Source organism: Collimonas pratensis (assembly GCF_001584185.1).
Classification (GTDB): Bacteria; Pseudomonadota; Gammaproteobacteria; order Burkholderiales; family Burkholderiaceae_D; genus Collimonas; species Collimonas pratensis.
Genome location: NZ_CP013234.1, coordinates 3,882,124 through 3,907,281, shown reverse-complemented (window position 1 = coordinate 3,907,281; position 25,158 = coordinate 3,882,124). Strand labels below are relative to the sequence as shown.

Here is a 25,158-nt window from a genome sequence, read left to right as displayed (position 1 = left end):
CCGCTATCCGCTTTCCGCCCGGTGCATCTAACGCCAAATTACATATATAGGATTAAAAATGAAAGTTTTCTACGACAAAGACAGCGACCTCTCCCTGATCAAAGGCAAGAACGTTGCCATCATCGGTTACGGTTCCCAGGGCCACGCCCATGCGCAAAACCTGAATGACTCAGGCGTGAAAGTCACCGTCGGCCTGCGCAAGGGCGGCGCTTCGTGGGACAAGGCAAAGAATGCCGGCCTGAACGTGGCTGAAGTCAACGATGCAGTCAAGGCTGCCGACGTCATCATGATCCTGCTGCCGGATGAAAACATCGCCCAGGTCTATGCAGAAAATGTCGCACCGTTCGCCAAGCAAGGCGCCACGCTGGCGTTTGCCCACGGCTTCAACGTGCACTACGGCCAAGTCGTGCCGCGCGCCGACCTGGACGTGATCATGATCGCTCCCAAGGCGCCTGGCCACACTGTCCGCGCCACCTACACTCAAGGTGGCGGCGTGCCGCACCTGATCGCCGTTTATCAAGACAAGTCCGGCAGCGCCCGCGATATCGCCTTGTCGTATGCAACCGCCAACGGCGGCGGCCGTGCCGGCATCATCGAAACCAACTTCCGCGAAGAGACTGAAACCGACCTGTTCGGCGAACAAGCTGTTCTGTGCGGCGGTGCGGTCGAACTGATCAAGGCTGGCTTTGAAACCCTGGTGGAAGCCGGTTATGCGCCGGAAATGGCTTACTTCGAGTGCTTGCACGAACTCAAGCTGATCGTCGACCTGATCTATGAAGGCGGCATCGCCAACATGAACTACTCGATCTCGAACAATGCGGAATACGGCGAATACGTTACCGGCCCGCGCATCGTGACCGAAGATACCAAGAACGCCATGCGCCAGTGCCTGAAGGACATCCAGACCGGCGAATACGCGAAGAGCTTCATCCTGGAAAACAAGGCCGGCGCGCCGACTTTGATTTCCCGCCGCCGCATCACGGCTGAACATCAAATCGAGCAGGTTGGCGAACAACTGCGCGGCATGATGCCTTGGATTAAGAAAAACAAGATGGTTGACCAATCGAAGAACTAATCAGGGCTTCTTTGTTTTGAGGTCAGGCATCATGCAGCAAGCGCCTGCATGCGCTTGCTGGGCCGGACGGCGCAAAGCGGTGCTTTGCGAAACCCCGTCCGGCCTGCCTTGGATTAAGAAAAACAAGATGGTTGACCAATCGAAGAACTAATCAGGGCTTCCTTGTTTTGAGGTCTGGCATCATGCAGCAAGCGCCTGCATGCGCTTGCTGGGCCGGACGGCGCAAAGCAGTGCTTTGCGAAACCCCGTCCGGCCTGCCTTGGATTAAGAAAAACAAGATGGTTGACCAATCGAAGAACTAATCAATCAAGTTCGGATAAACGAGAGGGGACGGCACTGCCGTCCCCTTTTTATTTACATTAGGAGGTCTCTAACCCTAAAGTCTAGGCGACCCCGTCATCCCCGCGCACGCGGGGATCCACTTTGCTGATTAAATAAAGTGGATTCCTGCGTGCGCGGGAACGACGCGGCCGGGGCGCGTAGCCGGGGTCGCCTAGACGCAGTATGGAAATCGAGCTTCGTTTTCAATGTAAAGTACGATGCGATTGACCTGCATTCATACATTGTTTAGATTGTGCCATCGCCAATCACCCGACGCATCTAGGAAATATGGCAACAAACGCTATAGGCAATAAATTCGGAAAACCTGACCGCGGCTGGCGCGAGCGCCTGTATACGATCATTTTCGAAGCCGATACCGAAGCCGGACGCCGCTTCGACACGGCCCTGCTGATCATCATCGTGCTGAGCGTGGCGACCGTGATCGTCGATAGCGTCGGCGCCGTGCGCGCACGCGATTTCCTGGCACTGAACGCGCTTGAATGGCTATTCACCATCCTTTTCACCATCGAGTACGTGGTGCGCCTGCTGTGCGTCAAGCGGCCCCTGCGCTATGCCTTGAGCCTGTTCGGCATCATCGACCTGCTGTCGATCTTGCCGACTTACCTGGCCTTCCTGCTGCCGGAATTCCATTTCCTGATCGACGTCCGTCTGCTGCGCATGCTGCGCGTGTTCCGCGTGATGAAGCTGCCGCGCTACTTCGACGAATCGCAAGTGCTGTGGCAGGCGCTGCGCAACAGCCGCCACAAGATCTTGGTGTTTCTCGGCGTGGTGCTGATCATGAGCGTGATCCTGGGCACCATCATGTATGTCATCGAAGGGCCGGAAAACGGCTTCACCAGCATCCCGGTCGGCATGTACTGGTCAATCGTGACGCTCACCACCACCGGCTACGGCGACATCCATCCGAAGACGCCGATGGGGCAGCTGATCACTTCCTGCGCCATGCTGCTGGGCTACGGCATCATTGCGCTGCCGACCGGCATTGTCGGCGTCGAACTGGCGATGACCATGATGAAGGGCACGCCGACCACGCGCACCTGCAGCCATTGCCTGACCGAAGGGCACGAAGCCGATGCCCTGTTCTGTAAGCATTGTGGCGAAAAGCTGGATCCCTACCAGTACGATGCGGCGGCGGCCGGCACCGATCCATCCGCCAACCTGGCGGACTTCAAGGCGCGCATGGGACGCAATGTGCACCGCGAACCGCCCAAAAAATAAGATGACATTGTCATGTGTCGGATTTCTGCGGTCTTGCGTTTGAATCTAACAACAGGCAACATTGTGATCGAACTAAATTGACAGAATATAATCGAAGGGTGGTCTTAATAATCCTTGGAGCGCACTGTTGGTAGCGCTCCATTTTTTTCTTGGAGAAAAATATGTCGCGATCACGCAAATTGATGTTGTCGTCCCTGCTGGCTGCCACCGGTTTTGCCGCACACGCTCAGGCGCCTGCGCCGACGCTGTCCAGCGGTACCTTGGTGATCGTACCGGCCTATGGCGAGGTCAAGCACGCCAACGACCAGGTCCGGATCACTTTTAACGTCGAAGAACAGGACAAAGACAAAGCTGCAGCAGCATCACGGGTCAACGTCAAGATGAAACAGGGCACCGACATCCTGAAGCGCCAGGACCCGCAGGCGATCCTGCAGACGCGCGGCTATTACACTTACCCGGTCTATCCGGAAGACCAGCCGCAGCCGCGCGGCAACGCCAACAAGCCGCGCCAGCCGACCGGCTGGCGTGTCGGCCAGTATCTGGACGCCACCACTACTAACCTCAACAACCTGCCGAAAACGGTGGCGGCGGTGCAAAGCGTGATGGGTCTGAACGGCTTGTACTTCGGCCTGAGCGACGCTACCAGCAAGAAGCTGGATGACCAGCGTATCGCTGCCACTTATCAGAACCTGACCGAGCGGATCGCTTCGATCGCGCACGCGATGGGCCGCAATCCTGGCGACGCCGTGCTGGATACCGTGGATTTCGAAGGTTCCGGCAACTATGCCCAGGATGCCGGGGCGGCTCCCAAGGCCATGATGATGCGCGCCGCCTCGATGAACGACGCCGCGCCGGTGGAAGAGCCTAGCTTTGAACCGGGCGAAACTACCTTGAACATGCGCGTGGTCGGCAAGGTCCGCTTCAAATGAAGCATTCCGCCGCCATCGGCCTGAGCCTGGCTGTCGCCGCATTGGCGCTGGCCGGCTGCAAGCCTTCCGCGCCGCCACCGCAGATATTCAAGACGCAGACCGATGCGCTGGAAAAGGCCAAAGGGGTAGAAAAGCAGTTGCAGGATGCCCAGGACAGAAATCGTGCGGCGGAAGAAGAGCAGGCGAAATAAGCAATGTCTTAGATCTTAGGCGACTATTCCTAAGCCAGCTGCAGGCCGGGTCAAGCAATGCTAGCCCGGCCTTTCATTTTGTGATGGCGTCACAATTTGTTGCATTATAATTAACTCTATTTCGACTATATTTGCTCACGCCAATAAAGTCGAGCGAGAAGCTTGGTCTTTTTATACAATGCCAAAGATCATCAAGTATCATGCTGACGGTCTGCAGCGTTGATTTGGCTTCCTTATCCAGTGCCGTAAACATCAAGCGGCACGGCGGCAGGTTTTCAGTAAGCGCCATGCGGCAGGTTACATTTGCGTCCTGCTCGACTAGAATAGCCACGCTTTCAAATTTCCATCATTTACCAAGATAATCCGGAGTGCAGTTGAATAATTATCCCCATCCTATTATTGCCCGCGAGGGTTGGCCGTTTTTGGGCATCGCCTTTGCGGTCGCGCTGCTGATCACGTTTTTTTCCCTCGCATGGTCGCTGCCATTCTGGATTATTGCTTTGTTCGTATTGCAGTTCTTCCGCGATCCGGGCCGTGTGATTCCACAAAATCCGGCGGCGGTGCTGTCGCCTGCCGACGGCCGTATCGTCGTGGTTGAAAAAACCATGGATCCTTACGCCAATCGCGAAGCTTTGAAGATCAGCGTCTTCATGAATGTCTTCAATGTCCATTCGAATCGCGCGCCGGTCGACGGCAAGATTGAAAAAGTAGAGTATTTCCCAGGCAAGTTCGTCAATGCCGACCTCGACAAGGCATCGGTTGAAAACGAGCGCAACGCCCTGGTGATTACTGCCGCCAACGGCCAGACCGTGACGTGCGTCCAGGTCGCCGGCCTGATTGCGCGCCGCATCCTGTGCTATGTCAAAGCTTCCGACGTCCTCAGCCGCGGCCAGCGCTACGGTTTCATCCGTTTCGGTTCGCGCGTCGATGTCTACCTGCCGTTGACCGCCACGCCCAAAGTTGCCGTCGGCGACAAGGTTTCCGCTACCGAGACCATCCTGGCCGAGTTTTAAACGCTACGCCTTCCAGGCGCAGCCTGCTGGATTGTTTGCATAGTTGTTGTTTGTATTGAGTTGATTGAAACGGAACTTACATGGCCACATTCAAGCGCCGTAAAGCGAAGAGTAACGTCGCGCAGTTCCCCAAAGCGCTGCGCCCGTACAAGAATCCGGAGCGCAGCGAGTATCTGGACGAAGAAGACATCAGGCCGCCTGTACGGCGCCGGCGCGGCATCTACCTGTTGCCGAATGCGTTTACCACGGCAGCATTGTTTTGCGGTTTCTATGCCATCGTGATGGCGATGAACCTGCGTTTCGACCAGGCCTCCATTGCCATTTTCGTGGCGATGGTGCTGGACAGCCTCGACGGCCGGGTCGCGCGCCTGACCAATACCCAGAGCGAATTCGGCGCCCAGTACGACAGCCTGTCCGACATGGTGTCGTTCGGCGCCGCGCCGGCGCTGGTGGTGTACGAATGGTCCTTGCGCGGCATGGGCAAGCTGGGCTGGCTGGCGGCTTTCGTCTATTGTGCCGGTGGCGCCTTGCGCCTGGCGCGCTTCAACACCAATATCGAGGTAGTCGACAAACGCTATTTTCAGGGCTTGCCGAGTCCGGCGGCAGCGGCGCTGGTGGCGGGTTTTGTCTGGCTGATGGACGATCTCGGTTTCCAGGGCACTTCGCTGAGCTGGGCGGCCTGGGCCATCACCTTGTACGCCGGCCTGACCATGGTCAGCAATGTCCCTTTCTACAGCTTCAAGGACATCAACCTGCGCAAGCCGATGCCCTTCATTGCAGCGTTCCTGTTAGTGTTGGCGCTGGTGGCGATTTTCAGCGATCCATCCAAGGTGCTGTTCGGCCTGTTCGTGCTGTACGGCCTGTCCGGTTTCGGCGTGTATTTCTGGCGCTGGTTCAAGGGCAAGCCGGTCAGTATCGTGCAGACGGAACTTGAGCACGATGATAAAGACTAAGTGCTGACAGACCCTAAGTCATGGCTGTGAAATATTGATAAGGTTAAATGTTGTTAAACCTTTAGTTTCAAGCAGCACTGTAGCGAGGCTAGTGGCATCATCGTTGTTTAACTACTACCGGAGGAAATAATGGGATTACTTTCTTTTATTAAAGAAGCTGGCGAAAAACTGCTGGGAACGAAGACGCCGGATGAAATCGTTGCGGCGCCGGATGCCGCCGAACTGCAGACTGCCGCAGCAGACGCGGTCAAGACCTATGTCGGTACCCAAGGGATAGACACCAGCGGCCTGACCATCGCTTTCGACGCAGCGTCTCGCAGCGTCACCGCCAGCGGCGAAGCGCCGGACCAGGCGACGCGCGAGAAAATCATTTTGTGCTGCGGTAACGTCAAGGGTGTCGAGAATGTCAACGATAGCCTGACGGTCGCAGAGGCAGCCGATGAGTCGCAATGGTATGACGTAGTCAGCGGCGACAACCTGTCGAAGATCTCCAAGCAATTCTATGGCGATCCAAACAAGTATCAGCAGATTTTTGAAGCCAACAAGCCGATGCTGAAAAGCGTGGACTTGATTTATCCGGGCCAAAAGCTGCGCATTCCGCCGCTTGCCTGATAGACGCAAAGCCATACCAGCCGCCCGCTAAGCACCGGGCGGTTTTTTTACGCCTGCAATCTGCTTAATTTTAAGCCGGAAACCAACAAAGCCTTTAAAATCGAAGGTTCACAAGACCAATCTGGAGCACAGCATGGCAGCCAACTCGCCCGAAAAACTGATCATATTCGACACCACCTTGCGCGATGGCGAACAATCGCCCGGCGCCTCGATGACCAAGGATGAAAAGATCCGCATCGCGCGCCAGCTTGAGCGCATGAAAGTGGACGTGATCGAGGCCGGGTTTGCCGCGGCTTCGCCCGGTGATTTCGAGGCGATCAAGGCAATCGCCGGCATCATCAAGGATTCTACGGTCTGCTCCCTGTCGCGCGCCAACGACAAGGATATTGCACGCGCTGCCGAAGCGCTGCAGCCGGCTGAACGCAAGCGCATCCATACCTTCCTGGCGACTTCACCGCTGCACATGGAAAAGAAGCTGCGCATGACGCCGGACCAGGTGTTCGAGCAAGCCAAGAACGCGGTGCGCTTCGCCCGCAACTTCACCGACGACGTCGAGTTCAGCCCGGAAGACGGCAGCCGTTCCGACATGGATTTCCTGTGCCGGGTGCTGGAAGCGGTGATTGCCGAAGGCGCCACCACCATCAACTTTGCCGATACCGTCGGCTACGGTGTGCCGGAACTGTACGGCCATATGCTGAAGACTTTGCGCGAGCGGATTCCGAATTCGGATAAGGCGATCTGGTCGGTGCATTGCCATAACGACCTCGGCATGGCGGTGGCCAATTCGCTGGCGGGCGTGATGATCGGCGGCGCGCGCCAGGTCGAGTGCACCATCAACGGCCTGGGCGAACGGGCCGGCAACACGGCGCTGGAAGAAATCGTCATGGCGGTGCGTACGCGGCGCGATTACTTCAACCTGGATATCGGCATCGACACCACGCAAATCGTGCCGGCTTCCAAGCTGGTGTCGCAGATTACCGGTTTTGCGGTGCAGCCGAACAAGTCGGTGGTGGGCGCCAATGCGTTCGCGCATGCGTCGGGGATCCACCAGGATGGCGTGCTGAAGGCGCGCGACACCTATGAAATCATGCGCGCCGAGGATGTGGGCTGGAGCGCGAACAAGATCGTGCTGGGCAAGCTGTCGGGGCGCAATGCATTCAAGCAGCGGCTGGAGGAGCTGGGGATTGCGCTGGAGTCGGAGACCGAGGTGAATGCGGCGTTTGCGCGTTTCAAGGAACTGGCGGATCGCAAGTCGGAAATTTTCGACGAGGATATCATCGGACTAGTGTCGGAAGAGCAGCAGTCGCACGAGCAGGAGTTTTATCGCTTCGTGTCCTTGTCGCAGCATTCTGAAACCGGCGAGAAGCCTAGCGCGCAGGTGGTGTTTTCGATTGACGGCAAGGAGTCGACTTGCGCGGGCGAGGGTAACGGGCCGGTGGATGCGATTGTGAATGCGATCGAGACCAAGGTGGCGAGCGGGGCGGAGTTGTTGTTGTTTTCGGTGAACGCGATTACTACCGGCACGCAGTCGCAGGGTGAAGTGACCATGCGTTTGTCCCGCTCCGGACGTATCGTCAACGGCGTCGGTGCCGACCTGGACATCGTGGTGGCATCGGCAAAAGCCTATCTGTCAGCATTGAACAAGCTGCATTCCAAATCAGAAAAACTGAATCCGCAGCTGTAGTAAGCCGGTAATTTCGCGCTGACGCAGTCAAATGGGGTCAGAGTTTTTTTTCGCGGCTTTTCGCGAAAATTACTCTGACCCCATTTGACGTTCTACGGAGTACGAGCGGAGGCATTTTAAGTGCGTCCGAATTTGCGCAGTGCCTATGCGGGAAACGTCAAAAGCAACGGCAACGTAGTTAAATAGGGTCGGAGTTTTTTTTCGCAGCCCTTTGCGAAAATTACTCCGACCCTATTTAATGTGCTACGGAGTACATGTCTTGGCATGCTGAGAACGGTCTGCGGGTTGTTAAAACGGTTGCTACTCCGTGGAGGCTAGCCGGGAGCGGCCCGGCAGCCGCTTACTTTCTTTTGCTTGCCTGCGCGGCCCGGCCAAAAGAAAGTAAGCAAAGAAAAGGCGACCGCACAGCCGTTGCCCTCCCTTCGGTCGGGTCCCCAAATGAAGCGGGCGCCAGTCGGATGGGACACAAACTCGCTTCGCTCAAACATGTGCCCCATAATTCCCGACTGACCCCCGCCTCATTTGGCAACGTCCGCATGCGGGGTACGTCAAAAGCAACCCCAACGTCAAAAACCCAGCCTCGCTATTTTTTTACTTCAGGCCGATGCTCGCTCGATTGCAGTTGCGCCCACAAGCGTGCCAGATAAGGATCATGGAAGCCTTCCTTGAGCAGGCCTTCCAGGGTGTTGCGCAGGTATTCCCGGGCCGGGCCGTAGAGGCCGCAGGCGTCGCGCAGGTGGGAAACTACTTTCAGGTCCGGCAGGCGGCCGCTGTAGCTTTCGTGCTGGCGGTTCATGACGAAAGCCAGGGCTTTGATGCGCGGGCCTTGTTTGTCTTTCAGTTGCATCGGCAGCCAGCGCGGCAGGTAGGCGCCGGTCAGCATTTCGCGGCGCCATAGCATTTTCAGTTCGGTTTCTATGCTGATGGCGGGGATGCGGAAGGCGACGCCCTGGCAGGAACCGCCGCGGTCCAGTCCCAGCACCAGGCCGGGATTGTCCCAGGTGCCGCGGTTGATGCGCGAATACAGGTAAAAGCCGCGGTGATAGCCGTACAGCTTGGCGGGTACGCGCTCACTGTGCTCCACCATCGGGTTCCAGATCAACGAGCCGTAGCCGAACAGCCAGACGTCGCCGTTGGGATCCGGCAGCGACGCCAGCGCGGCGCGCCATGATGCTTCCAGCGCGGCTTCCGACAGCAGGGCCGAGGCAATCGGGGTGTTATCCAGGATAGTCCGCAAACGGTCCTGCTCAAGATCTTCACGAGTGATGCTCATGCCTACAGAATAAGGCAGATCGGCATTTCGCAACAAGGGCTTTGCCGCATCAAAATCGGTAGTTGCAATTGATTGCTTGTAAATTAACTACGCTATACCGTTTGCTGCATTCAGGAGCGCAATGGCAACGGTTGCCGGGCGCGCCGCAGCCAGCGTTGCCACAAGGTCACCAGCCGGTTTGCCGTAGGCGCAAGCACCAGGCCGGCGGCAGTCTCGGCGCCGCTGGCTTGCAGGCGGATCCAGCCGCCCTGTGGCAGCACATGGCATTCACCTTCGGTGATGAAAGTGCGGCTGCTCAGCGCGATGCCGGCCAGGCAAGGATCCGCTGCCGTGATCAGGATGTTGCCCTGCGTGGAAATGATTGCCGTGCCGCGGCTGGCATAGAACAGAGTGCAGTACTTGCGGTCCAGGCGGAGCGTGCTGCTGTCGGTAGGGATATTCATGGGTTTTCCCGGTTCAAAGAGATGACTCAAGCCTAACCGCCGACGGCAAGCAGAAACAGGCACAGCGCCCGGCAGAATGCAGCGCAACAGCGCCTGCCTTAGCCATCTGTTACCCTGTGTTTTGGCTTATTCTGTATCTGTTTCGTTCCTGGCAAATGCGCCACACTTGCCTACCTCCTCATCACCATGAACCAGCCTCCCTTGCCACTGTTGCCCGCCAGGCCTTTGTCGCCGCAATTACTCTATCGCCAGTTGGCCGAACATTACCTGGCCGCAATCCAGGCTGGTGCACTGACGCCGGGTGAGCGCATGCCGTCGGTGCGCGAGCTGATGCGGCAGCACCAGGTCAGCCTGTCGACGGCCTTGCAGGCGCCGCGCTATCTGGAGCAGGGCGGCTGGCTGGAGGCACGGCCGCGTTCCGGCTATTTCGTGCTGCCGCAGCGGCGGCTCGCGCTGCTGGAGGAGGTTGACCTGGCGGCCGTGCCGGCGCTGATGTCGGCCCAGTACGCGGGCATCCATGAGCGGGTATCGGAAGTGATCGCCCGCGGCCGCACCGGCACTGTCACGCTTGATTTGAGCAGCGCCAGCTGCGCGCCGGAACTGTATGCGGTGGAAGCCTTGAAAAATGCGGCGATCCGCACGCTGCGCCAGCGGCCGCAAGTATTGACCAGCATGATGTCGCACAGCGCCAACCCGGCGTTCCGCCAGATCCTTGCCAAGCGCAGCCTGGCCATCGGCATCCAGCTGGCGCCGGAAGAGGTGATCGTCACCCATGGCTGCATCGAGGCAATCAACCTGGCGCTGCGTGCGGTGGCGCAGCCCGGCGACACCATTGCCGTCGAGTCACCCACTTACTACGGTTTGCTGCAGGTGCTGGAAAGCCTGGGCATGCGGGCGCTGGAAATCCCGACCAGCGCGCGCACCGGCATTTCGGTGGAAGCGTTGCAACTGGCGCTGCAGACCTACGACAATATCAAGGCAGTAGTGGTGGTGCCGAACCTGCAGAATCCGCTTGGCAGCATCATGCCCGATACGCACAAAGAGCAGCTGGTGGCGCTGTGCGAACAGCACGGCATGGCCGTGATCGAGGACGATTCCTATAGCGAACTGGTGCCGGAAGCCAGCTCGGCGCGCGCCTTGAAGGCCTGGGACCGCAGCGGCAACGTGATCTACTGCGCTTCACTCAATAAAGTCCTGGCGCCCGGCATGCGGCTGGGCTGGATGGTCGGCGGCCGCTGGCAGGCGCGCATCGAAATGCTGAAATTTGCGCATACGCGCGCGAATGAGGAATGGGCGCAGATGGCAGCGGCGGACTTCATGGCCTCGCCCGCTTACGAGCGCCATCTGCGGCGCCTGCGCGAGGCTTTGCGAGTGCAACGCGCCCGCACTGCGGAGGCGATTGCGACGCATTTTCCAGCCGGCACCCGCATCAACACGCCGGATGGCGGCGCCTTGCTGTGGGTGGAGCTGCCGCGGCAGTTGGCATCCAAGGCGGTGTTTGAAGCGGCGCTGCGCGAAGGGATAAAGATTGCGCCCGGCCTCATGTTTTCCAATTCAAACCGCTTCGACCACTATCTACGGCTATGCTGCGGCCAGCCGTTTACGCCTCGGATCGAGCAGGGCATCAAGCGGCTGGGCGCCATTGTCGAAGAACAGCTGGCGCAGCAGCTTACGCCCTAGGCAATATTTCCTCAACCTGGGCCGCGTGCGGAATCGGCGCCACCGCGCCATAGCCGGTGGTCGACAAGGCCGCGCATACATTGGCGTAGCGGGCGGCGCGGAAGGGATCGTCGCCGGCCACGATGCGGGCGATGAAGGCGCCGCCGAAGCAGTCGCCGGCGCCGGTAGCGTCAATCGCTTCGACGCTGTAGGGCGGCACCAGGCGCCGCTCTTTGGCCGTCGCCACATAGCAGCCTTCGGCGCCGAGCTTGAAGGCGATCAGGCCGATGCCGTAAGACAGCAGCTCATCGACAATCGCGTCGCGGTCGTCGAGGCTGGTGAGGGCACTGATGTCATCCCAGCTGGGAAGGCAGATGTCGCACAGGGCAAACGCTGCGCGTATTTTTTCCTGCGCCCGTTCCAGCGGCCACAGTTTCAACCGCAAGTTGGTATCCAGCGAGGTCTTGACGCCATGCTTGCGCGCGTACGCCATCGCCGCCAAGCCGGCGTCGCAGGCCGATGCGCTGATCGCCAGGCTGATGCCGGACAGGTGCAGCACCTTGGCCGCGGCAATCGCCGCCAGCGGCAATTGCTCGCTGCTGTAGCGGCTGGCGGCCGAACCGGCGCGCAGATAGTCGAAGTGGTGGCCATCCTGGTCGTGCGAGACAAAATACACCCCGGTGGCGGCATTGGCGTCGCGCGCGACGTGGCTGGCGTCGACTTGCTCGGCCTGCCACAGTGCGCGCAGCTGCTCGCCGAAATGATCGTTGCCGAGCGCGCTGATATAGCCGCTGCGCGCACCCTGACGGGCCGCGGCGATGCAAAAATTCGACGTGTCGCCGCCGAAGCCTTGCAGGTACATGCGGGTATCGTGCTGCCGCTGGTTGAATTCCACCATGGCTTCGCCGTAGGCCAGGATATCGATTGTCATTGCTTTACTCATTAGCTTGCTGTGCCGGAGTCGGGATTAAAAGAAAGTCTGGATCACGTCCACCACCTGATGCTGCGGATCGAGCACGGCGATCTGGCGCCATTTGTCGAAGGTCAGGCAGGGATGCGAGATGTCGAAGCCGAGCATGTCGCCGACTTTGATGTCGTCGCCGGCATTGATCTGCAGATAAGCGTGCTGGTCCATCATGCCGGTCAGCTGCCAGTGCGCCGGCGTCGCTGTCGGCGCGGCGCTGCCGGGTCGGTAGTGCAGGGCGGGCAGCGGCAGGCCGGCATCGAAGGCAGCGTCGCGCTTGCCGAGTGCGATGATGGCTTTGCCGGCTTCCGGGATCGATTGCACATAAGCCCACAGCTGAAGGGCGGGCTGCAGTTCGCTGCGCATCTTGCGGGCGATCGGATTGCGGGTCTGGATCTGCGCCTGCGCGGCGCGGTAGATGCCGACGTCGTGTGTCAGGTAGCAGCCCGGACGCAGCACCACGTCCAGCGGCAGGCCGATCTCGGTCTTGGCGAATTCTTCGGCGACCACGTCATACCAAGCCGAACCGGCGCCGGTCAGGATCACCGGCCGTGCCGCCTCGCCCGTAGTGCGGGCGGCAAAGCGGCCATCGGCGGCAAGCTGTTTGGCGCAGGCCACGGCATGCTGCAGGAAGGCGCGGATGTCGGTCTCTTCTTTCAGCACGCCTTCATACACTTCGACACCGGCCAGCACCAGGTTGTCGGGCCAGCGCGCCAAGGCTGCCAGCACCGCCTCCTGCTGTTGCGGATTGCGGATGCCGGTACGGCCGCCGTCGGGACCGAGTTCCAGCAGCACGTGCAATTTTTGCTGGCGCGCCTGGAAGAAGGCGCCCAACTGGTCGACGCCGTCGGCCGAATCGACCAGACAGCTGAATTCAAACGATGGATCGTTCAGCAGATCGGCGATGATCGCCATGTTCTGCTTGCCGACCAACTGGTTGGCCATGATCATGCGCCGCACGCCGTGCTGATAGGCGACCCGGGTCTGGTGTGCGGTAGCCAGGGTGATGCCCCAGGCGCCGCCGGCCAGCTGGCGCGCAAACAGCTTGGGCGCCATGGTGGTTTTGCCGTGCGGCGCCAGCTTGACGCCGTATTCGCTGACGAACTGCTGCATCCATTGCAGATTGTGGTTCATGCGCTCTTCATACAGCACGGCGGTCGGCAGGCTCAAGTCTTCCCGCAGCAGGTTCCAGTTGAGCGCCTTGGCGTCGGCGGCAGTCAGGGCTTGCTGGAATGCGCCAAGACCCTTGTTCAGAGGATCGATCAGTGTGTCTTCGGCATTGCGCCCGCCAGCGGTGTGATTGTTTGTAACATTCATGTTCAAGCCCCTTTAACAATAATTCGTTTGACGTAATCATATCCTTGAATTTACTATATTAAAAGCATGTTACAAAGTAACATAAGGAATTTTCCTGGCAGCAAACCGATGAGAGTCGCGCTGACCAGGGTTTGCTCTAATTGCTCAAATTATAATAATCAGCCGGCTACGCTGGATTGCCATCGGATCAGGTCACAAGCACAACACATGAGTCATTCCTTCGATATTGTCTCGCGGATTGCCGAACGCAGCGGCCAGTTGCGGCTGGCCGAGCAAAAAGTGGCGCAGGCGATCCTGAGCGACCTGCCGTTTGCCGCCAGCGCCAGCATCCAGACGCTGGCCAGCCAGGCCGGCGTCAGCGAAGCCAGCGTTACCCGTTTCGCCAAGGCCATCGGTTGCCGCGACGTGCGCGAGCTGAAGATGAACCTGGCGCAGGCAGCTGCCATCGGCCAGCGCTTTTTGCGGACCGAGGATGCGGCCGGGGAACAGGCGTTGCCGCAGATCGTCGACATGGTGTATGCCGATATCCACAAGGTGTTGGAAGTGAACCGCAGCCTGCTGAACCAGGAAGTGTTGCTGCAGGCGGCACAGACGTTGCTGCAGGCGCGCATGATTTACGCCTTTGGTATGGGGGGCGGCTCGACTATGCTGTCTGATGAAGCGCGCTACCGGCTGGTGCGGTTGGGCCGCCCGGTGGCCACCTACCACGACGCCTTGTTGCAAAAAATGGTCGCGGCCACGCTCGACAAGAGCGACGTGGTGCTGGCCTTGTCCACCACTGGCAACGTGGCTGAGCTGAACGCCAGCTGCAAGGTCGCCAAGGAATACGGCGTGCGGGTGGTGGCGATTACTGCGCTTGGTTCGCCGCTGGCGGCGCTGGCCGATGTGCTGCTGCCGCTGAAGTCGCTGGAAACCGATTTTATTTTCAAGCCGTCATCATCACGCTACGCCATGATGATGGCGCTGGACGTGCTGATGACGGAACTGGCGCTGCTGCAAAAAGATCGCAGCCAGGAGCTGCTGAGGCGCCTGAAGTTTACACTGGATACGCATCGCGGCGGCAGCAGCCGTGAGCCGTTGGGAGATTGAGATGAGGAGTGAGCTGAATACAGACAAGCAGGCAGCGATACGCGCATGCGATACGCTGATACTCAACGTGGCGGTGATCGATGGCAGCGGCAGCGCGCCGTACACTGCTGATGTCGCGCTCGACGGCGGCCGCATCGTGCGGATAGACCGCGACGGCGCCTTGCTCGGCTGGCATGCCGGGCAGGTGATCGACGGCAAGGGCAAGGTGCTGAGTCCGGGCTTCATCGATGTCCACACCCACGACGACACCAACGTGATCCGCACGCCGGTGATGCTGCCCAAGCTGTCGCAGGGCGTGACCACCGTGGTGGTCGGCAATTGCGGCATCAGCGCCGCCCCGGTCAGTCTCAAGGCCGAACCGCCGGATCCGATGAACTTGCTGGGCGAAGCGAGCGCCTTCAGCTATCCCACATTCGCTTCTTACGTTGCAGCAGTCAACCAGGCCCAGCCATCCATCAATGTAGCGGCGCTGATCGGCCACACGGCCTTGCGCAGCAACCAGATGGATCGCCTCGACCGCGCCGCCAGCGATAGCGAAATCGCCGCCATGTGCGCGCAGCTGCGGGAAGCGCTGGCGCATGGCGCGCTTGGCCTCAGCACCGGCCTGGCCTATGGCAATGCGATCATGGCGCCGACCAGCGAAGTGCTGGCGCTGGCGGAGCCGCTGGCTGAAGCAGGTGCTCTCTACGCCACCCATCTGCGCAGCGAATTCGCCGATATCCTGGAAGCCATGGACGAAGCCTTCCGCATTGGCAAGCACGCGCGCGTGCCCGTTGTGATCTCGCACATGAAATGCGCTGGTGTCGAAAACTGGGGCCGCAGCGGCGAAGTACTGGCGGCGCTGGAGCAGGCGCAGCGCTACCAGCCGGTCGGCTGCGACTGCTATCCCTACACCGCCAGTTCCTCCACCCTGGATGTGAAACAGGTGACCGACACCATCGATATCATGGTGACCTGGTCCGAGCCGGAACCTGCGATGGGCGGCAAGATGCTGGCCGCCATCGCTGCCGAATGGCAAGTCAGCCTGATGGACGCCGCGCGCCGCCTGCAACCGGCGGGCGCGGTCTATCACTGCATGACGGACGACGACGTCAATCGCATTCTGAGTCATCCGGCGACGGTGGTCGGTTCCGACGGCTTGCCCAACGATCCCTTGCCGCATCCCCGCTTGTGGGGGGCGTTCCCGCGCGTGCTTGGTCATTACAGCCGTGAGCAGAAGCTGTTCCCCTTGACCGTGGCGATCCGCAAGATGACTGGCTTGTCGGCTGAGCGTTTCGGCTTGAGCGAGCGTGGCTTGGTGCGCGAAGGCTATTGGGCCGACCTGGTGCTGTTCGATCCGGAAACGGTGCGCGATGCGGCAACCTTCGCCGATCCGATGCAGCCGGCCGAAGGTATCGAGGCGGTCTGGGTCAACGGCGCCTTGTCTTATCTGGGCGGCGCCGAGAAAGCGCCGACAGCATTGCGGGCAGGGCGCTTCCTGGCGCGGCAGGCAGGAGTGAGAGGAAGTATTTAGCGGTAGGTGGGCGGACCGGCAGCAGAGGCCGGCCGCGGCATTTGAATTTTATTTTTTTACAGAGGAATAATCATGACGATCAAACGATACGGTGTTGAAGGTGGTTCGGGTACCGGCGGCCAGCATCTGCCATTCGCCCGCGCGGTGGAGGCCGACGGCTGGCTGTATGTGTCCGGCCAGGTGGCGATGGTGAACGGCGAGGTGATCGACGGCGGCATCGTCGCTCAGTCGCACCAGGCCATCCAGAATGTGCTGGCGATCCTGAAGGAAGCGGGTTACGGTCCTGAACACGTGGTACGCTGCGGCGTCTGGCTTGACGACACGCGTGATTTCCAGTCGTTCAACCGCGTCTTCAAGGAATATTTCGGCGCCAATCCTCCTGCCCGCGCCTGCGTGCAGTCGGCCATGGTGGTGGATTGCAAGGTAGAAGTGGATTGCATCGCTTATAAAAAGTAAATTGGACAGGCAGATTGAGATGGTGCCTTGATGGCCCCGGCTCGGCGCCCCTCCTCGTCGTTCCCGCGAACGCGGGAATCCATGTTATGGCCATGAATATGGGTCCCCGCGTTCGCGGGGACGACATGGCTGGCGGTTTATCAAAAAATAGTCATGCCAGCTTTACTGGCAGCGTTACAAAATAAATCAGACTGTAGGAGGATTTGATGGAGATGGTTCAGGGAAATCTGTTGCTGCTGTATGCGGTGATTGCAGTGGTCGCGCTGGTAGTGCTGATCGCCAAGTTCAAGATGAATCCGTTCATCGTGCTGATCGTGGTGTCGGTGATCTTGGGGCTGGTGGTCGGCATGCCGATGGCCAGCATTGTCAAGTCGTACGAAACCGGGGTCGGCGGCGCGCTCGGGCATATTGCGCTGGTGGTCGGCCTAGGCACGATGTTCGGCAAGATGATGGCCGAATCGGGCGGCGCCGAGCGCATCGCCAATACGCTGATCGGCATCTTCGGCCCCAAGCGCGTGCATTGGGCGATGATGGTGGTGGCGCTGATTGTCGGCTTGCCGGTGTTCTTTGAAGTCGGCTTCGTGCTGCTGATCCCGATCGCTTTCAACGTCGCCAAGCGCACCGGCACCAACATGATCATGGTCGGTATTCCCATGGTTGCCGGCCTGTCCGTGGTGCATGGCCTGATCCCGCCGCATCCTGCCGCGCTGTTCGCTGTCACTGCCTACAACGCCGATATCGGCCGCACCATCATGTACGCGCTGATCGTCGGCATCCCGACCGCCATCATTGCCGGTCCGCTGTTTGCCAAACTCATCAGCCGCTTCGTCGTGCCGAATCCCGACAATCCATTGATCGCGCAGTTCGTGGAAGAGGGCAAGACCCGTGAGCTGCCAGGTTTCGGCATCACCATCGCCACCATCCTGCTGCCGGTAGCGCTGATGCTCTTGGGCAGCTGGGCCGATCTGTTCTTTACGCCCAAGACTTTCGCCAACGATTTCATGCGCCTGATGGGCAACTCGGTGATCGCGCTGCTGATCGGTACGCTGGTGAGTTTCTATACTTTCGGCAAATCGCGCGGCTTCGACCGTGAAGCCATCCTCAAATTCACCACCGAATGCCTGGCGCCGATCGCCGGCATCACGCTGATCGTCGGCGCCGGCGCCGGCTTCGGCCGCATCCTGATCGACGGCGGCGTCTCCAAGGCCATCGTTGAAGTCGCCAACAACGCCCACCTGTCGCCACTGCTGCTGGGCTGGTTCGTGGCAGCCCTGATCCGGGTCGCCACCGGCTCGGCCACCGTCGCCATGACTACCGCCTGCGGCATCGTCGCACCTATCGTCACCGCCGCCGGTGTTACCGTGCGGCCGGAACTGATGGTGCTGGCCACCGGCGCCGGTTCGCTGATCCTGTCGCACGTGAACGACGGCGGCTTCTGGCTGGTCAAGGAATACTTCAACATGACCGTGACGGAAACCTTCAAGACCTGGACCGTGTGCGAAACCATCATTTCGGTGGTGGCATTGCTGTTGACTTTGGGGCTCGCTACTGTGATCTGACCGATATCAAGCTTGTAGCATTGCCATGGGCAGCCCGCAGAATTTGATTCTGCGGGCTGTTTTTTTATGTGTTCTGAGCGCAGATTACCGCTTCGGGATTGGTTTGAGAGAACCTCCGGCTGTTGTGCAGAATTGCTAAATATAGTGAATTTATCCATTATTTGAGATGCATTGCGGCAATATATATCGATTTCATGGTATTAAAGTAACTGCAATTTTGTTGAAAAACCAATGCATCTAAGCAAGCGCTGTTGCAGGGAGCAACAGTCGACTTGGCGGCAATCGACAAAAAAAAACCCTAAAACCACAATATCGGTCCAGCCATGAAAATCCTGAGAAAATTGATGGTCGCGCTTGTCGCGGCCTTTATCGCCAGCACTTGCCTAGCCCAGACAGCTGAAACCCAGGCAGAGATAAAAGCGGCGGCGGCCGAGGCAAAAAAAGTCTTGGTGGAAGGGCCGAGCAAGATCGAACTCAGTGACCAGGCCACTTTCTCTCTGCCGCAAGATTATGGCTTTGTGCCAGCCGCCGCCGCCGCTCGCTATTTGCGCGCTATCGGCAACGTTATCGATGACAAGTCGCTGGTCGGCGTGATTGTCCCCACGACTAAAGGCGGTGACTGGTTTGCTACCGTCGAGTTCACGAAAGAGGGCTATGTGCGCGACGACGATGCTCGCGACTGGAAGGCCGACGACATGCTGCAGAGCTTGCGCGAGGGCACGGAGCAGGGAAATGCAAGCCGTAAGGAGCGTGGCATTCCCGAAATGGAGGTAGGCGGCTGGGCGGAAGCACCCACCTACGATTCAACTACCCATCGTCTGCTCTGGTCGCTGATCGTACGCGACAAAGGCGCCGTCGCCAATGACGCGCAAACCGGCGTGAACTACCGTACCCTGGCACTTGGCCGCGACGGTTATCTTACCTTGACCATGGTGACGGGCCTTTCGTCCCTGGCAGCGGACAAGCCGATTGCAAACAATCTTCTTGCTGCCATCGACTATCATCAGGGCAAGCGCTACGCGGATTTCACGGCATCGACCGACCACGTCGCGGAATATGGCCTGGCTGCCCTGGTGGTTGGCGTCGCAGCCAAGAAAATCGGCCTGATTGCAGTGATTGCCGCGTTTGCCGCGAAATTCTTCAAGATCGGCTTGCTGGCCGTGCTTGCCTTCGGCGCCGCCATCAAGCGATTCTTCAAGCGCGAACCGAAACCTGCACCGATGAGTGTCAATCAGGTTGACGTCGACGAGTCGCCGTTTGCGCGCCACCAGTTTCCTCAGGCGGCGCCTGACAGCAAGCCTGAACGTCCGGCTGACGCCGCTGATCCGGCCAATCATGCCTGAAGGCGCAGGCCATGACTAAACTGCTCTTCCTGCTGCTGGGAGGCCTGAAACTCGGCAAGATCCTGACCACCTCCGGCACCATGCTGCTATCGATCGCGGTCTACGCCATGTTTTATGGCTGGCGTTATGCGCTTGGCTTCGTGCTGTTGCTGTTCGTGCATGAAGCCGGACACTACCTGGCGGCGCAGCGCCGCGGCCTGGCAGTCGGGGCGCCGACATTCGTCCCGTTTGTCGGCGCCTGGATCCAGATGAAAGACATGCCGCACGATGCGGAAACAGAAGCCTATGTCGGCCTTGCCGGGCCATTGGTCGGTACGGCCGGCGCCCTGGTTTGCTATTTTGTCGCGCGCCAGTACGACAGCAATCTCTTGCTGGCCTTGTCGTACGCAGGCTTTTTCCTGAACCTGTTCAACATGATCCCGATGTCGCCGTTTGACGGCGGCCGCATTACCGCCGTGCTGTCGCCGCGCATATGGTTTGCCGGCGTTCCGGTGCTGATTGCCTTGTTCGCATACCGGCCGACGCCCTTGCTGATCGTGGTGGTCATTCTCGCGTTGCCGCAACTGAAGCGCGCCTGGAACTATGACGCCAGCAGCCCGGAAAACCAGCAGTACTACGGCATAGAGCCCTCGGTGAAGGCAACGTATGCGTTTTACTACCTGGCTTTGCTGGCGTTCCTGGTGCTGATGACGCATGGCGTGCACGATATGCTGGCGCCGGTTCATGGCAGTTGGCTGTAGCAGTTCATTTCGACTTGAAGTAATTGAGAATGTGCCTCCTGCGTGCGGCAGGAAATAGCATGCATTGGAGATTTTTATCGCGATACGGGGTATTTCGTTGAACTTTCAAATTATTTTTCGCAAAAAATGAAAAAATATTTGCAATACGTGATCGTCGCTGGCGTTTTTGCGTCAGCTAGTTTTTCGGCAGTGGCGGATTCCTGGCAACCAATACCGGTATCGGCTGGTAGAGAGTACCTTCCTGATTCGGCATTACGCATTAGCGATCACGTCCACCTACAGACAAGAGGGACGCTTGCCGGCGGAAATGGCACGAGCCAGATCAAGTATGACGCACCAATGGAATTCGACTGTCTTCAGAAGAAAACTCGCGCCGCTTATGCCAATACGGTCGCGAATAATCTGTCATCGACGAGAATTTATGGCAGCTCGATTGCTCGTTATGCGCCCTCTGCATTTGTGTCGGTGGCAGGCCAAAAGGACGGCGAAGCTCTTCTAAGCTGGGCCTGCGGGTTGCCGCCAAAAAATGAGCGGCTTGTAAACGTTGCACGTGGCAGCAAGGACGAACTGTTTCAAATTGACCTGCACAGCATAGTTAGGTCAGGGACTACAGTTGCTGTGTGGGCTCGCACTGAGTACCCGCAGATGAATTTCGATCCGCCGTATAACGCGCCGTTTGACTCCAAGCGTGAATTCGTTCAAATGGACTGCGCATCGAATAAATATAAATCGACCATCGGCTATGACTTTACTCCAGAAAACGCAGTTACTGACGGCATGATCAAGCTCGATGATGCATTAACACCGATCGCAGCAGATGACGAGTATGGACAGGCGCTGCGTGCAGTATGCGGCCAGAAATTCGATCCGGAGACTTATTCTGGCATAGGTGGCGACATTGCAAGAAGAAAAGCATTACAGCCTATTATATTGTCGATTGATAGCGTCGAAGTTCCCCCGGCGGTCATGGAGACGGCCAGCAAGCTAATCAGGATAGTGCCGTCGAAACGTACGACGTCCACAGTTACCTTGGTTCAGTCCTTTACTTCGAAATCTGCCAGTTCTCCAAGCAAGATTGTGCTTGTTATCAAGCCGCAGAATGATGGCGTTACGCACTTGCGTGAAATATACAGTCCTGAATTTTATGTGGATCGTGAAATGGCCGGCGGAATCGTGCAGCTAAAGTCGAAACTGAACTCAACGCGTGCGGAGGTTGGGGGCGTCTACGTCACAGAAAAATTCGACTTGAAGCCGTTCATCTGGAACGCTGATGCTGTTTTTTCTTACTCGACCTCATCGCATGAGGTGCCGGGATCGGCAAAACCGCAAGAGACCACCCGTACTTGCCATGTAGGCAGCATGATCGAGGCCAGTAGTCTTCATCCTCAACTTGCCGGGAACGCCTGGTCGCTGGCTTGCGTCGATAAGGATGGCTTTAAGCACCAAGGTCTTTACATCGAACAGCTTCAGTTCGTCTTCAACACCCTTGATGAGTCGAAAGATTATGGAGTATCCACAAGTAAGATTGACAGCATGAAAATTGAGCCTTGACGTGTGGTGATCGCGATTCTGTGCAGATAGGCATTCAAGTGCGGAAGTTGGTTGTGATGGCTGCAAGAATTCTGTTTTGAATTTGAATCCAACAGGAAATTTATTGATGAGATGCGATGAGCACATACAGACAGGATACAGATAACAAATCGTTCTTCACTAAAGTCGACACTTATCATGGCGCTGTCGCTATGACCCGGGTAACCGCGAAAGTGTTTGCCATTGTCGGCGCTTTGCAGTTGCTCACGGCGTTGTTTACATTGTCGATTATTCGCTCACCCGCGATATTTTTCGACTGCGTTGTCAATCTGGCTTGTGCATACTGTATCTACCGCTTTCACAGCAGGATAGCGTCGCTGGTCGCACTCACTTTGGCGGCGGTGACCTTATTGTTCGCGCTGGTCGGGGGAGTCGGCCCGATTGCGATCATGTTCAGTCTGCTTGCCATGTGGGGTGGCGCAAGGGCATTAGAGGCTACTGTCAAATTGCACGCCAGCCTCGCATCTCCTCCCTGTCCGTCGCGCACCCTGAAGAATTTTGCGTTTGCGCTCTTGACTGTGATATCGGCGTTTGCGGTCATCTATTCTCTTGCCGTGCTCCCGCCTTCAAGGACCGAGCAAAACATGGCCCGGCATATGGAAATCGATGTATTCGCCCTGATGAATCGTGACCGGGTAAAAGTTCTGCAGGAGGATAGCGTAGCGCGATACGGTTTTGTTACGATGGTAGTGATCGTGAGTCAGCAGGGATGGGGAACTGTCCTTAAGCCAGGTACGGAAGAACTGCTGCTTGTCCGCGGGTGGAAAAAATATCAGGGGCGCAATGATGTTTATTGCAAGGAGGGCGCCCAGCTCAGTTTTACGCAGACGATGCATAAAAATGAAGGTGCCGTCAGGGTTAACATGATCTATGACCATTCGTCCCAGCAGGCCTGCGAAGCAGAGCGTGGGACGTAACTACATGCCCAGTTGGCCGAAGATGATATTTCATTAACGTTGCTTGCTGACGGCTTTGATAACAAGGTCTGCTTGAAAAGGGAGGTGTTTATTGCTGCAGCGGGCACTTGTCATTCTTGCGTCACATTGCGTCCTTACAATCAAAAATGTCATATTGGTAATCGCTGGCTTTTTTTTGCAACCTCGCTCACTCTCCCGACCGGACCATGACCTTCCCACTGCTCAACCGCGAACTCGGCGTACTTGCCTTCAATGAACGCGTCCTGGCGCAAGCCGAGGACCCTGCGGTACCGCTGCTGGAGCGGCTGCGCTTTGTCTGCATCACCAGCAGCAACCTGGATGAGTTTTCCGAGATCCGCATGTCTGGCCTGCAGGAGCAGATCCGTGTCGCGGTGGATGGCGTGACGCCGGACGGCATGTCGCTGCAACATGCCTACAGCACCATCAGCGAACGCGCGCAAAAGCTGGTGGCGCGCCAGTATGCTTTGTTCAACGAGGTTTTGCTGCCGGCGCTGAACGCCGAAGGCATCGCCTTTTACCAGGAGTCGGAATGGACCGATGAGCAGACCGCCTGGGCTCACGAATTTTTCAAGACTGAGCTGCTGCCGGTGCTGACGCCGATCGGCCTCGATCCTGCCCATCCGTTTCCGCGGGTGCTGAACAAGAGTTTGAATTTTGCCGTCAAGATGAGCGGCAAAGACGCTTTCGGGCGCGAAACCGAACTGGCCATCGTTCAGGCGCCGCGGGTATTGCCGCGCCTGGTGCGGATGCCGGAACATCTGTCGCGCCACGCTTATGGCTTCGTGCTGCTCAGCAGCTTCATGCAGCGCTTTGTCGGCGAACTGTTTCCGGGCTTGTCGATCAGCGGCTGCTACCAGTTCCGCGTGACCCGCAACAGTGATCTGTTTGTCGACGAGGACGAAGTCACCGATCTGCGCCTGGCGCTGCAAGGCGAGCTGCCGACCCGCCAGCTCGGCAATGCGGTGCGCCTGGAAGTGGCGGACGGCACGCCGGCGTCGCTGGTGCAGCGCCTGCTGAACCAGAACGGCCTGGCGCCGGCCGATTGCTACCGGGTCAACGGCGCCGTCAACCTGGTGCGGCTGATGCCTTTGCCGGACCTGGTGGACCGTCCCGATCTGAAATTCACGCCGCATGCGCCGGTGCTGCCGAAAGCCTTCGTTACCGGTGCGTCGGTGTTCGACATCATCGACCAGAACGACGTCTTGCTGCACCATCCCTACGAAAGCTTCCAGCCGGTGCTGGAGTTGTTGCAGCAGGCGGCGATCGATCCCGACGTGCTGGCCATCAAGCAGACCATTTACCGTACCGGCAACGACTCGCCGCTGATGAGCGCGCTGATGCAGGCCGCCAAGAACGGTAAGGAAGTCACGGTGGTGCTGGAGCTGATGGCGCGCTTCGACGAAGAAACCAATATCGGCTGGGCCGCCAAGCTGGAAGCGGTCGGCGCCCATGTAGTGTACGGCGTGTTCGGCTACAAGACGCATGCCAAGATGCTGCTGATCGTGCGCCGCAAGCGTCACGCCAAGCACACCAAGCTGAAACGCTATGTGCATCTGGGCACCGGCAACTATCATCCGCGCACCGCTCGCTTGTATACCGACTTCGGCTTGATGACCAATGACGACAAGATCTGCGAAGACGTGCACAACGTGTTCCAGCAGCTGACCGGTTTCGGCAAGCAGGTGCCGCTCAAGCGCTTATGGCAATCGCCGTTTACCCTGCACGCGAATGTGCTGCTGGCGATCCAGAAAGAAGTCGATGCGGCTAAGGCCGGCAAGCAGGGTTACATCATCGCCAAGATGAACGCCTTGCTGGAGCCGACCGTGATCGAGGCCCTGTATCTGGCTTCCCAGGCAGGTGTCAAGATCCAGCTGCTGATCCGCGGCGTCTGCGCCTTGCAGCCCGGGGTACCGGGTTTGTCGGAAAACATCAAGGTGCGCTCGGTCATCGGCCGTTTCCTGGAGCATCACCGGGTGTTCTATTTCTACGCCGACGGCGAAGAACACGTGATGCTGTCGAGCGCCGACTGGATGGATCGCAACCTGTTCCGCCGTATTGAAACTGCGTTCCCGATCCAGGACAGCAAACTCAAGCGCCGCGTGATTGAAGAGAGCTTGCTGGTGCACCTGCAAGACAATGCCTCAGCCTGGGATATGGATAGCGAAGGCAGCTACCACCGCGCCAATCCGGGCGAGGATACGCCGCTGGTCAGCCAGATCGATCTGCTGTCGCGCTTTTAAAGTCTGATTCTTAAAGC

At 58.5% G+C, this 25,158-nt stretch carries 23 protein-coding genes; 18 read left to right on the top strand and 5 right to left on the bottom strand.

Features of this window, described 5'->3' with window-relative positions; all coding sequences use genetic code 11:
- The first annotated feature begins 58 nt into the window (after positions 1 to 58).
- From ilvC to CPter91_RS17425, 4 genes are all read left to right on the top strand, one after another.
- Entirely contained in the window at positions 59 to 1,075 is a 1,017-nt protein-coding gene (gene ilvC / locus CPter91_RS17440) for a ketol-acid reductoisomerase (RefSeq protein WP_061942400.1), read from the top strand.
- Between the two features lie 609 nt (positions 1,076 to 1,684).
- The gene (locus CPter91_RS17435; RefSeq protein WP_061942398.1) at positions 1,685 to 2,635 is read left to right on the top strand and encodes an ion transporter; all 951 of its coding nucleotides are present in this window, start codon (positions 1,685 to 1,687) and stop codon (positions 2,633 to 2,635) included.
- Between the two features lie 161 nt (positions 2,636 to 2,796).
- Positions 2,797 to 3,564, top strand: coding sequence for an SIMPL domain-containing protein (locus tag CPter91_RS17430; protein ID WP_061942396.1), 768 nt, complete (start codon positions 2,797 to 2,799; stop codon positions 3,562 to 3,564).
- Positions 3,561 to 3,755, top strand: a complete 195-nt coding sequence (locus CPter91_RS17425; protein ID WP_061942395.1) for a hypothetical protein — start codon at positions 3,561 to 3,563, stop codon at positions 3,753 to 3,755. The genes CPter91_RS17430 and CPter91_RS17425 overlap by 4 nt, the downstream gene beginning before the upstream one ends.
- A gap of 73 nt (positions 3,756 to 3,828) precedes the next feature.
- Here CPter91_RS17425 and CPter91_RS26615 read toward each other — a convergent pair whose 3' ends face one another.
- Positions 3,829 to 4,086 carry a hypothetical protein gene (locus tag CPter91_RS26615; protein ID WP_150119741.1) on the bottom strand — a complete coding sequence of 86 codons (258 nt, stop codon included), beginning with the start codon at positions 4,084 to 4,086 and terminating at the stop codon, positions 3,829 to 3,831.
- Positions 4,087 to 4,123: 37 nt separating this feature from the next.
- Here CPter91_RS26615 and CPter91_RS17420 point away from each other — a divergent pair, with 37 nt between their 5' ends.
- The 4 genes from CPter91_RS17420 (at position 4,124) to CPter91_RS17405 (ending at position 8,017) form a co-directional block, all read left to right on the top strand.
- Positions 4,124 to 4,768, top strand: a complete 645-nt coding sequence (locus CPter91_RS17420) for a phosphatidylserine decarboxylase (protein ID WP_099047219.1) — start codon at positions 4,124 to 4,126, stop codon at positions 4,766 to 4,768.
- A gap of 80 nt (positions 4,769 to 4,848) precedes the next feature.
- On the top strand, positions 4,849 to 5,721 hold the full coding sequence (gene pssA / locus CPter91_RS17415; protein ID WP_061942392.1) for a CDP-diacylglycerol--serine O-phosphatidyltransferase: 873 nt from the start codon (positions 4,849 to 4,851) through the stop codon (positions 5,719 to 5,721).
- Positions 5,722 to 5,850: 129 nt separating this feature from the next.
- Positions 5,851 to 6,333: a peptidoglycan-binding protein LysM gene (lysM, locus tag CPter91_RS17410; protein ID WP_061942391.1), complete on the top strand. Its 483-nt coding sequence runs from the start codon at positions 5,851 to 5,853 to the stop codon at positions 6,331 to 6,333.
- 133 nt (positions 6,334 to 6,466) lie between these two features.
- Complete coding sequence (locus CPter91_RS17405) at positions 6,467 to 8,017, top strand: 2-isopropylmalate synthase (protein ID WP_061942389.1); 1,551 nt, start codon at positions 6,467 to 6,469, stop codon at positions 8,015 to 8,017.
- Positions 8,018 to 8,600: 583 nt separating this feature from the next.
- Here CPter91_RS17405 and CPter91_RS17400 read toward each other — a convergent pair.
- Both CPter91_RS17400 and CPter91_RS17395 read right to left on the bottom strand, forming a co-directional pair.
- Positions 8,601 to 9,290: a gamma-glutamylcyclotransferase gene (locus CPter91_RS17400; RefSeq protein WP_082792955.1), complete on the bottom strand. Its 690-nt coding sequence runs from the start codon at positions 9,288 to 9,290 to the stop codon at positions 8,601 to 8,603.
- Positions 9,291 to 9,400: 110 nt separating this feature from the next.
- Positions 9,401 to 9,733, bottom strand: coding sequence for a hypothetical protein (locus CPter91_RS17395; protein ID WP_061942386.1), 333 nt, complete (start codon positions 9,731 to 9,733; stop codon positions 9,401 to 9,403).
- A gap of 186 nt (positions 9,734 to 9,919) precedes the next feature.
- On the opposite strand from CPter91_RS17395, the gene CPter91_RS17390 reads away from it, so the two are divergent.
- The gene (locus CPter91_RS17390) at positions 9,920 to 11,413 is read left to right on the top strand and encodes an aminotransferase-like domain-containing protein (protein ID WP_061942384.1); all 1,494 of its coding nucleotides are present in this window, start codon (positions 9,920 to 9,922) and stop codon (positions 11,411 to 11,413) included.
- Here CPter91_RS17390 and CPter91_RS17385 read toward each other — a convergent pair.
- Positions 11,403 to 12,323, bottom strand: coding sequence for a sugar kinase (locus tag CPter91_RS17385; RefSeq protein ID WP_061942382.1), 921 nt, complete (start codon positions 12,321 to 12,323; stop codon positions 11,403 to 11,405). The genes CPter91_RS17390 and CPter91_RS17385 overlap by 11 nt on opposite strands.
- Positions 12,324 to 12,359: 36 nt before the next feature.
- Positions 12,360 to 13,673 (bottom strand): amino acid deaminase, encoded by a 1,314-nt coding sequence (locus CPter91_RS17380; RefSeq protein ID WP_061942381.1) that lies wholly within the window; start codon positions 13,671 to 13,673, stop codon positions 12,360 to 12,362.
- A gap of 207 nt (positions 13,674 to 13,880) precedes the next feature.
- Between CPter91_RS17380 and CPter91_RS17375 the strand changes: the two genes are divergently transcribed.
- The 9 genes from CPter91_RS17375 to ppk1 all read left to right on the top strand — a co-directional run bounded on the left by CPter91_RS17375 (position 13,881) and on the right by ppk1 (position 25,141).
- Positions 13,881 to 14,762 (top strand): MurR/RpiR family transcriptional regulator, encoded by an 882-nt coding sequence (locus CPter91_RS17375; protein ID WP_061942379.1) that lies wholly within the window; start codon positions 13,881 to 13,883, stop codon positions 14,760 to 14,762.
- Between the two features lies 1 nt (position 14,763).
- Positions 14,764 to 16,275 (top strand): N-acyl-D-amino-acid deacylase family protein, encoded by a 1,512-nt coding sequence (locus tag CPter91_RS17370; RefSeq protein WP_061942377.1) that lies wholly within the window; start codon positions 14,764 to 14,766, stop codon positions 16,273 to 16,275.
- 72 nt (positions 16,276 to 16,347) lie between these two features.
- Positions 16,348 to 16,731 (top strand): RidA family protein, encoded by a 384-nt coding sequence (locus CPter91_RS17365; protein ID WP_061942375.1) that lies wholly within the window; start codon positions 16,348 to 16,350, stop codon positions 16,729 to 16,731.
- Positions 16,732 to 16,937: 206 nt separating this feature from the next.
- Positions 16,938 to 18,290, top strand: coding sequence for a GntT/GntP/DsdX family permease (locus CPter91_RS17360; protein ID WP_061942374.1), 1,353 nt, complete (start codon positions 16,938 to 16,940; stop codon positions 18,288 to 18,290).
- A 332-nt stretch (positions 18,291 to 18,622) separates the two neighbouring features.
- Positions 18,623 to 19,633, top strand: a complete 1,011-nt coding sequence (locus CPter91_RS17355; RefSeq protein WP_082793499.1) for a DUF2167 domain-containing protein — start codon at positions 18,623 to 18,625, stop codon at positions 19,631 to 19,633.
- A gap of 11 nt (positions 19,634 to 19,644) precedes the next feature.
- Complete coding sequence (locus tag CPter91_RS17350; protein ID WP_061942371.1) at positions 19,645 to 20,373, top strand: site-2 protease family protein; 729 nt, start codon at positions 19,645 to 19,647, stop codon at positions 20,371 to 20,373.
- A 126-nt stretch (positions 20,374 to 20,499) separates the two neighbouring features.
- On the top strand, positions 20,500 to 21,924 hold the full coding sequence (locus CPter91_RS17345; protein WP_150119740.1) for a surface-adhesin E family protein: 1,425 nt from the start codon (positions 20,500 to 20,502) through the stop codon (positions 21,922 to 21,924).
- 116 nt (positions 21,925 to 22,040) lie between these two features.
- Positions 22,041 to 22,880, top strand: a complete 840-nt coding sequence (locus CPter91_RS17340; RefSeq protein WP_061942368.1) for a hypothetical protein — start codon at positions 22,041 to 22,043, stop codon at positions 22,878 to 22,880.
- A 206-nt stretch (positions 22,881 to 23,086) separates the two neighbouring features.
- Positions 23,087 to 25,141 carry a polyphosphate kinase 1 gene (ppk1, locus tag CPter91_RS17335; protein ID WP_061942367.1) on the top strand — a complete coding sequence of 685 codons (2,055 nt, stop codon included), beginning with the start codon at positions 23,087 to 23,089 and terminating at the stop codon, positions 25,139 to 25,141.
- Positions 25,142 to 25,158: the final 17 nt, after the last annotated feature.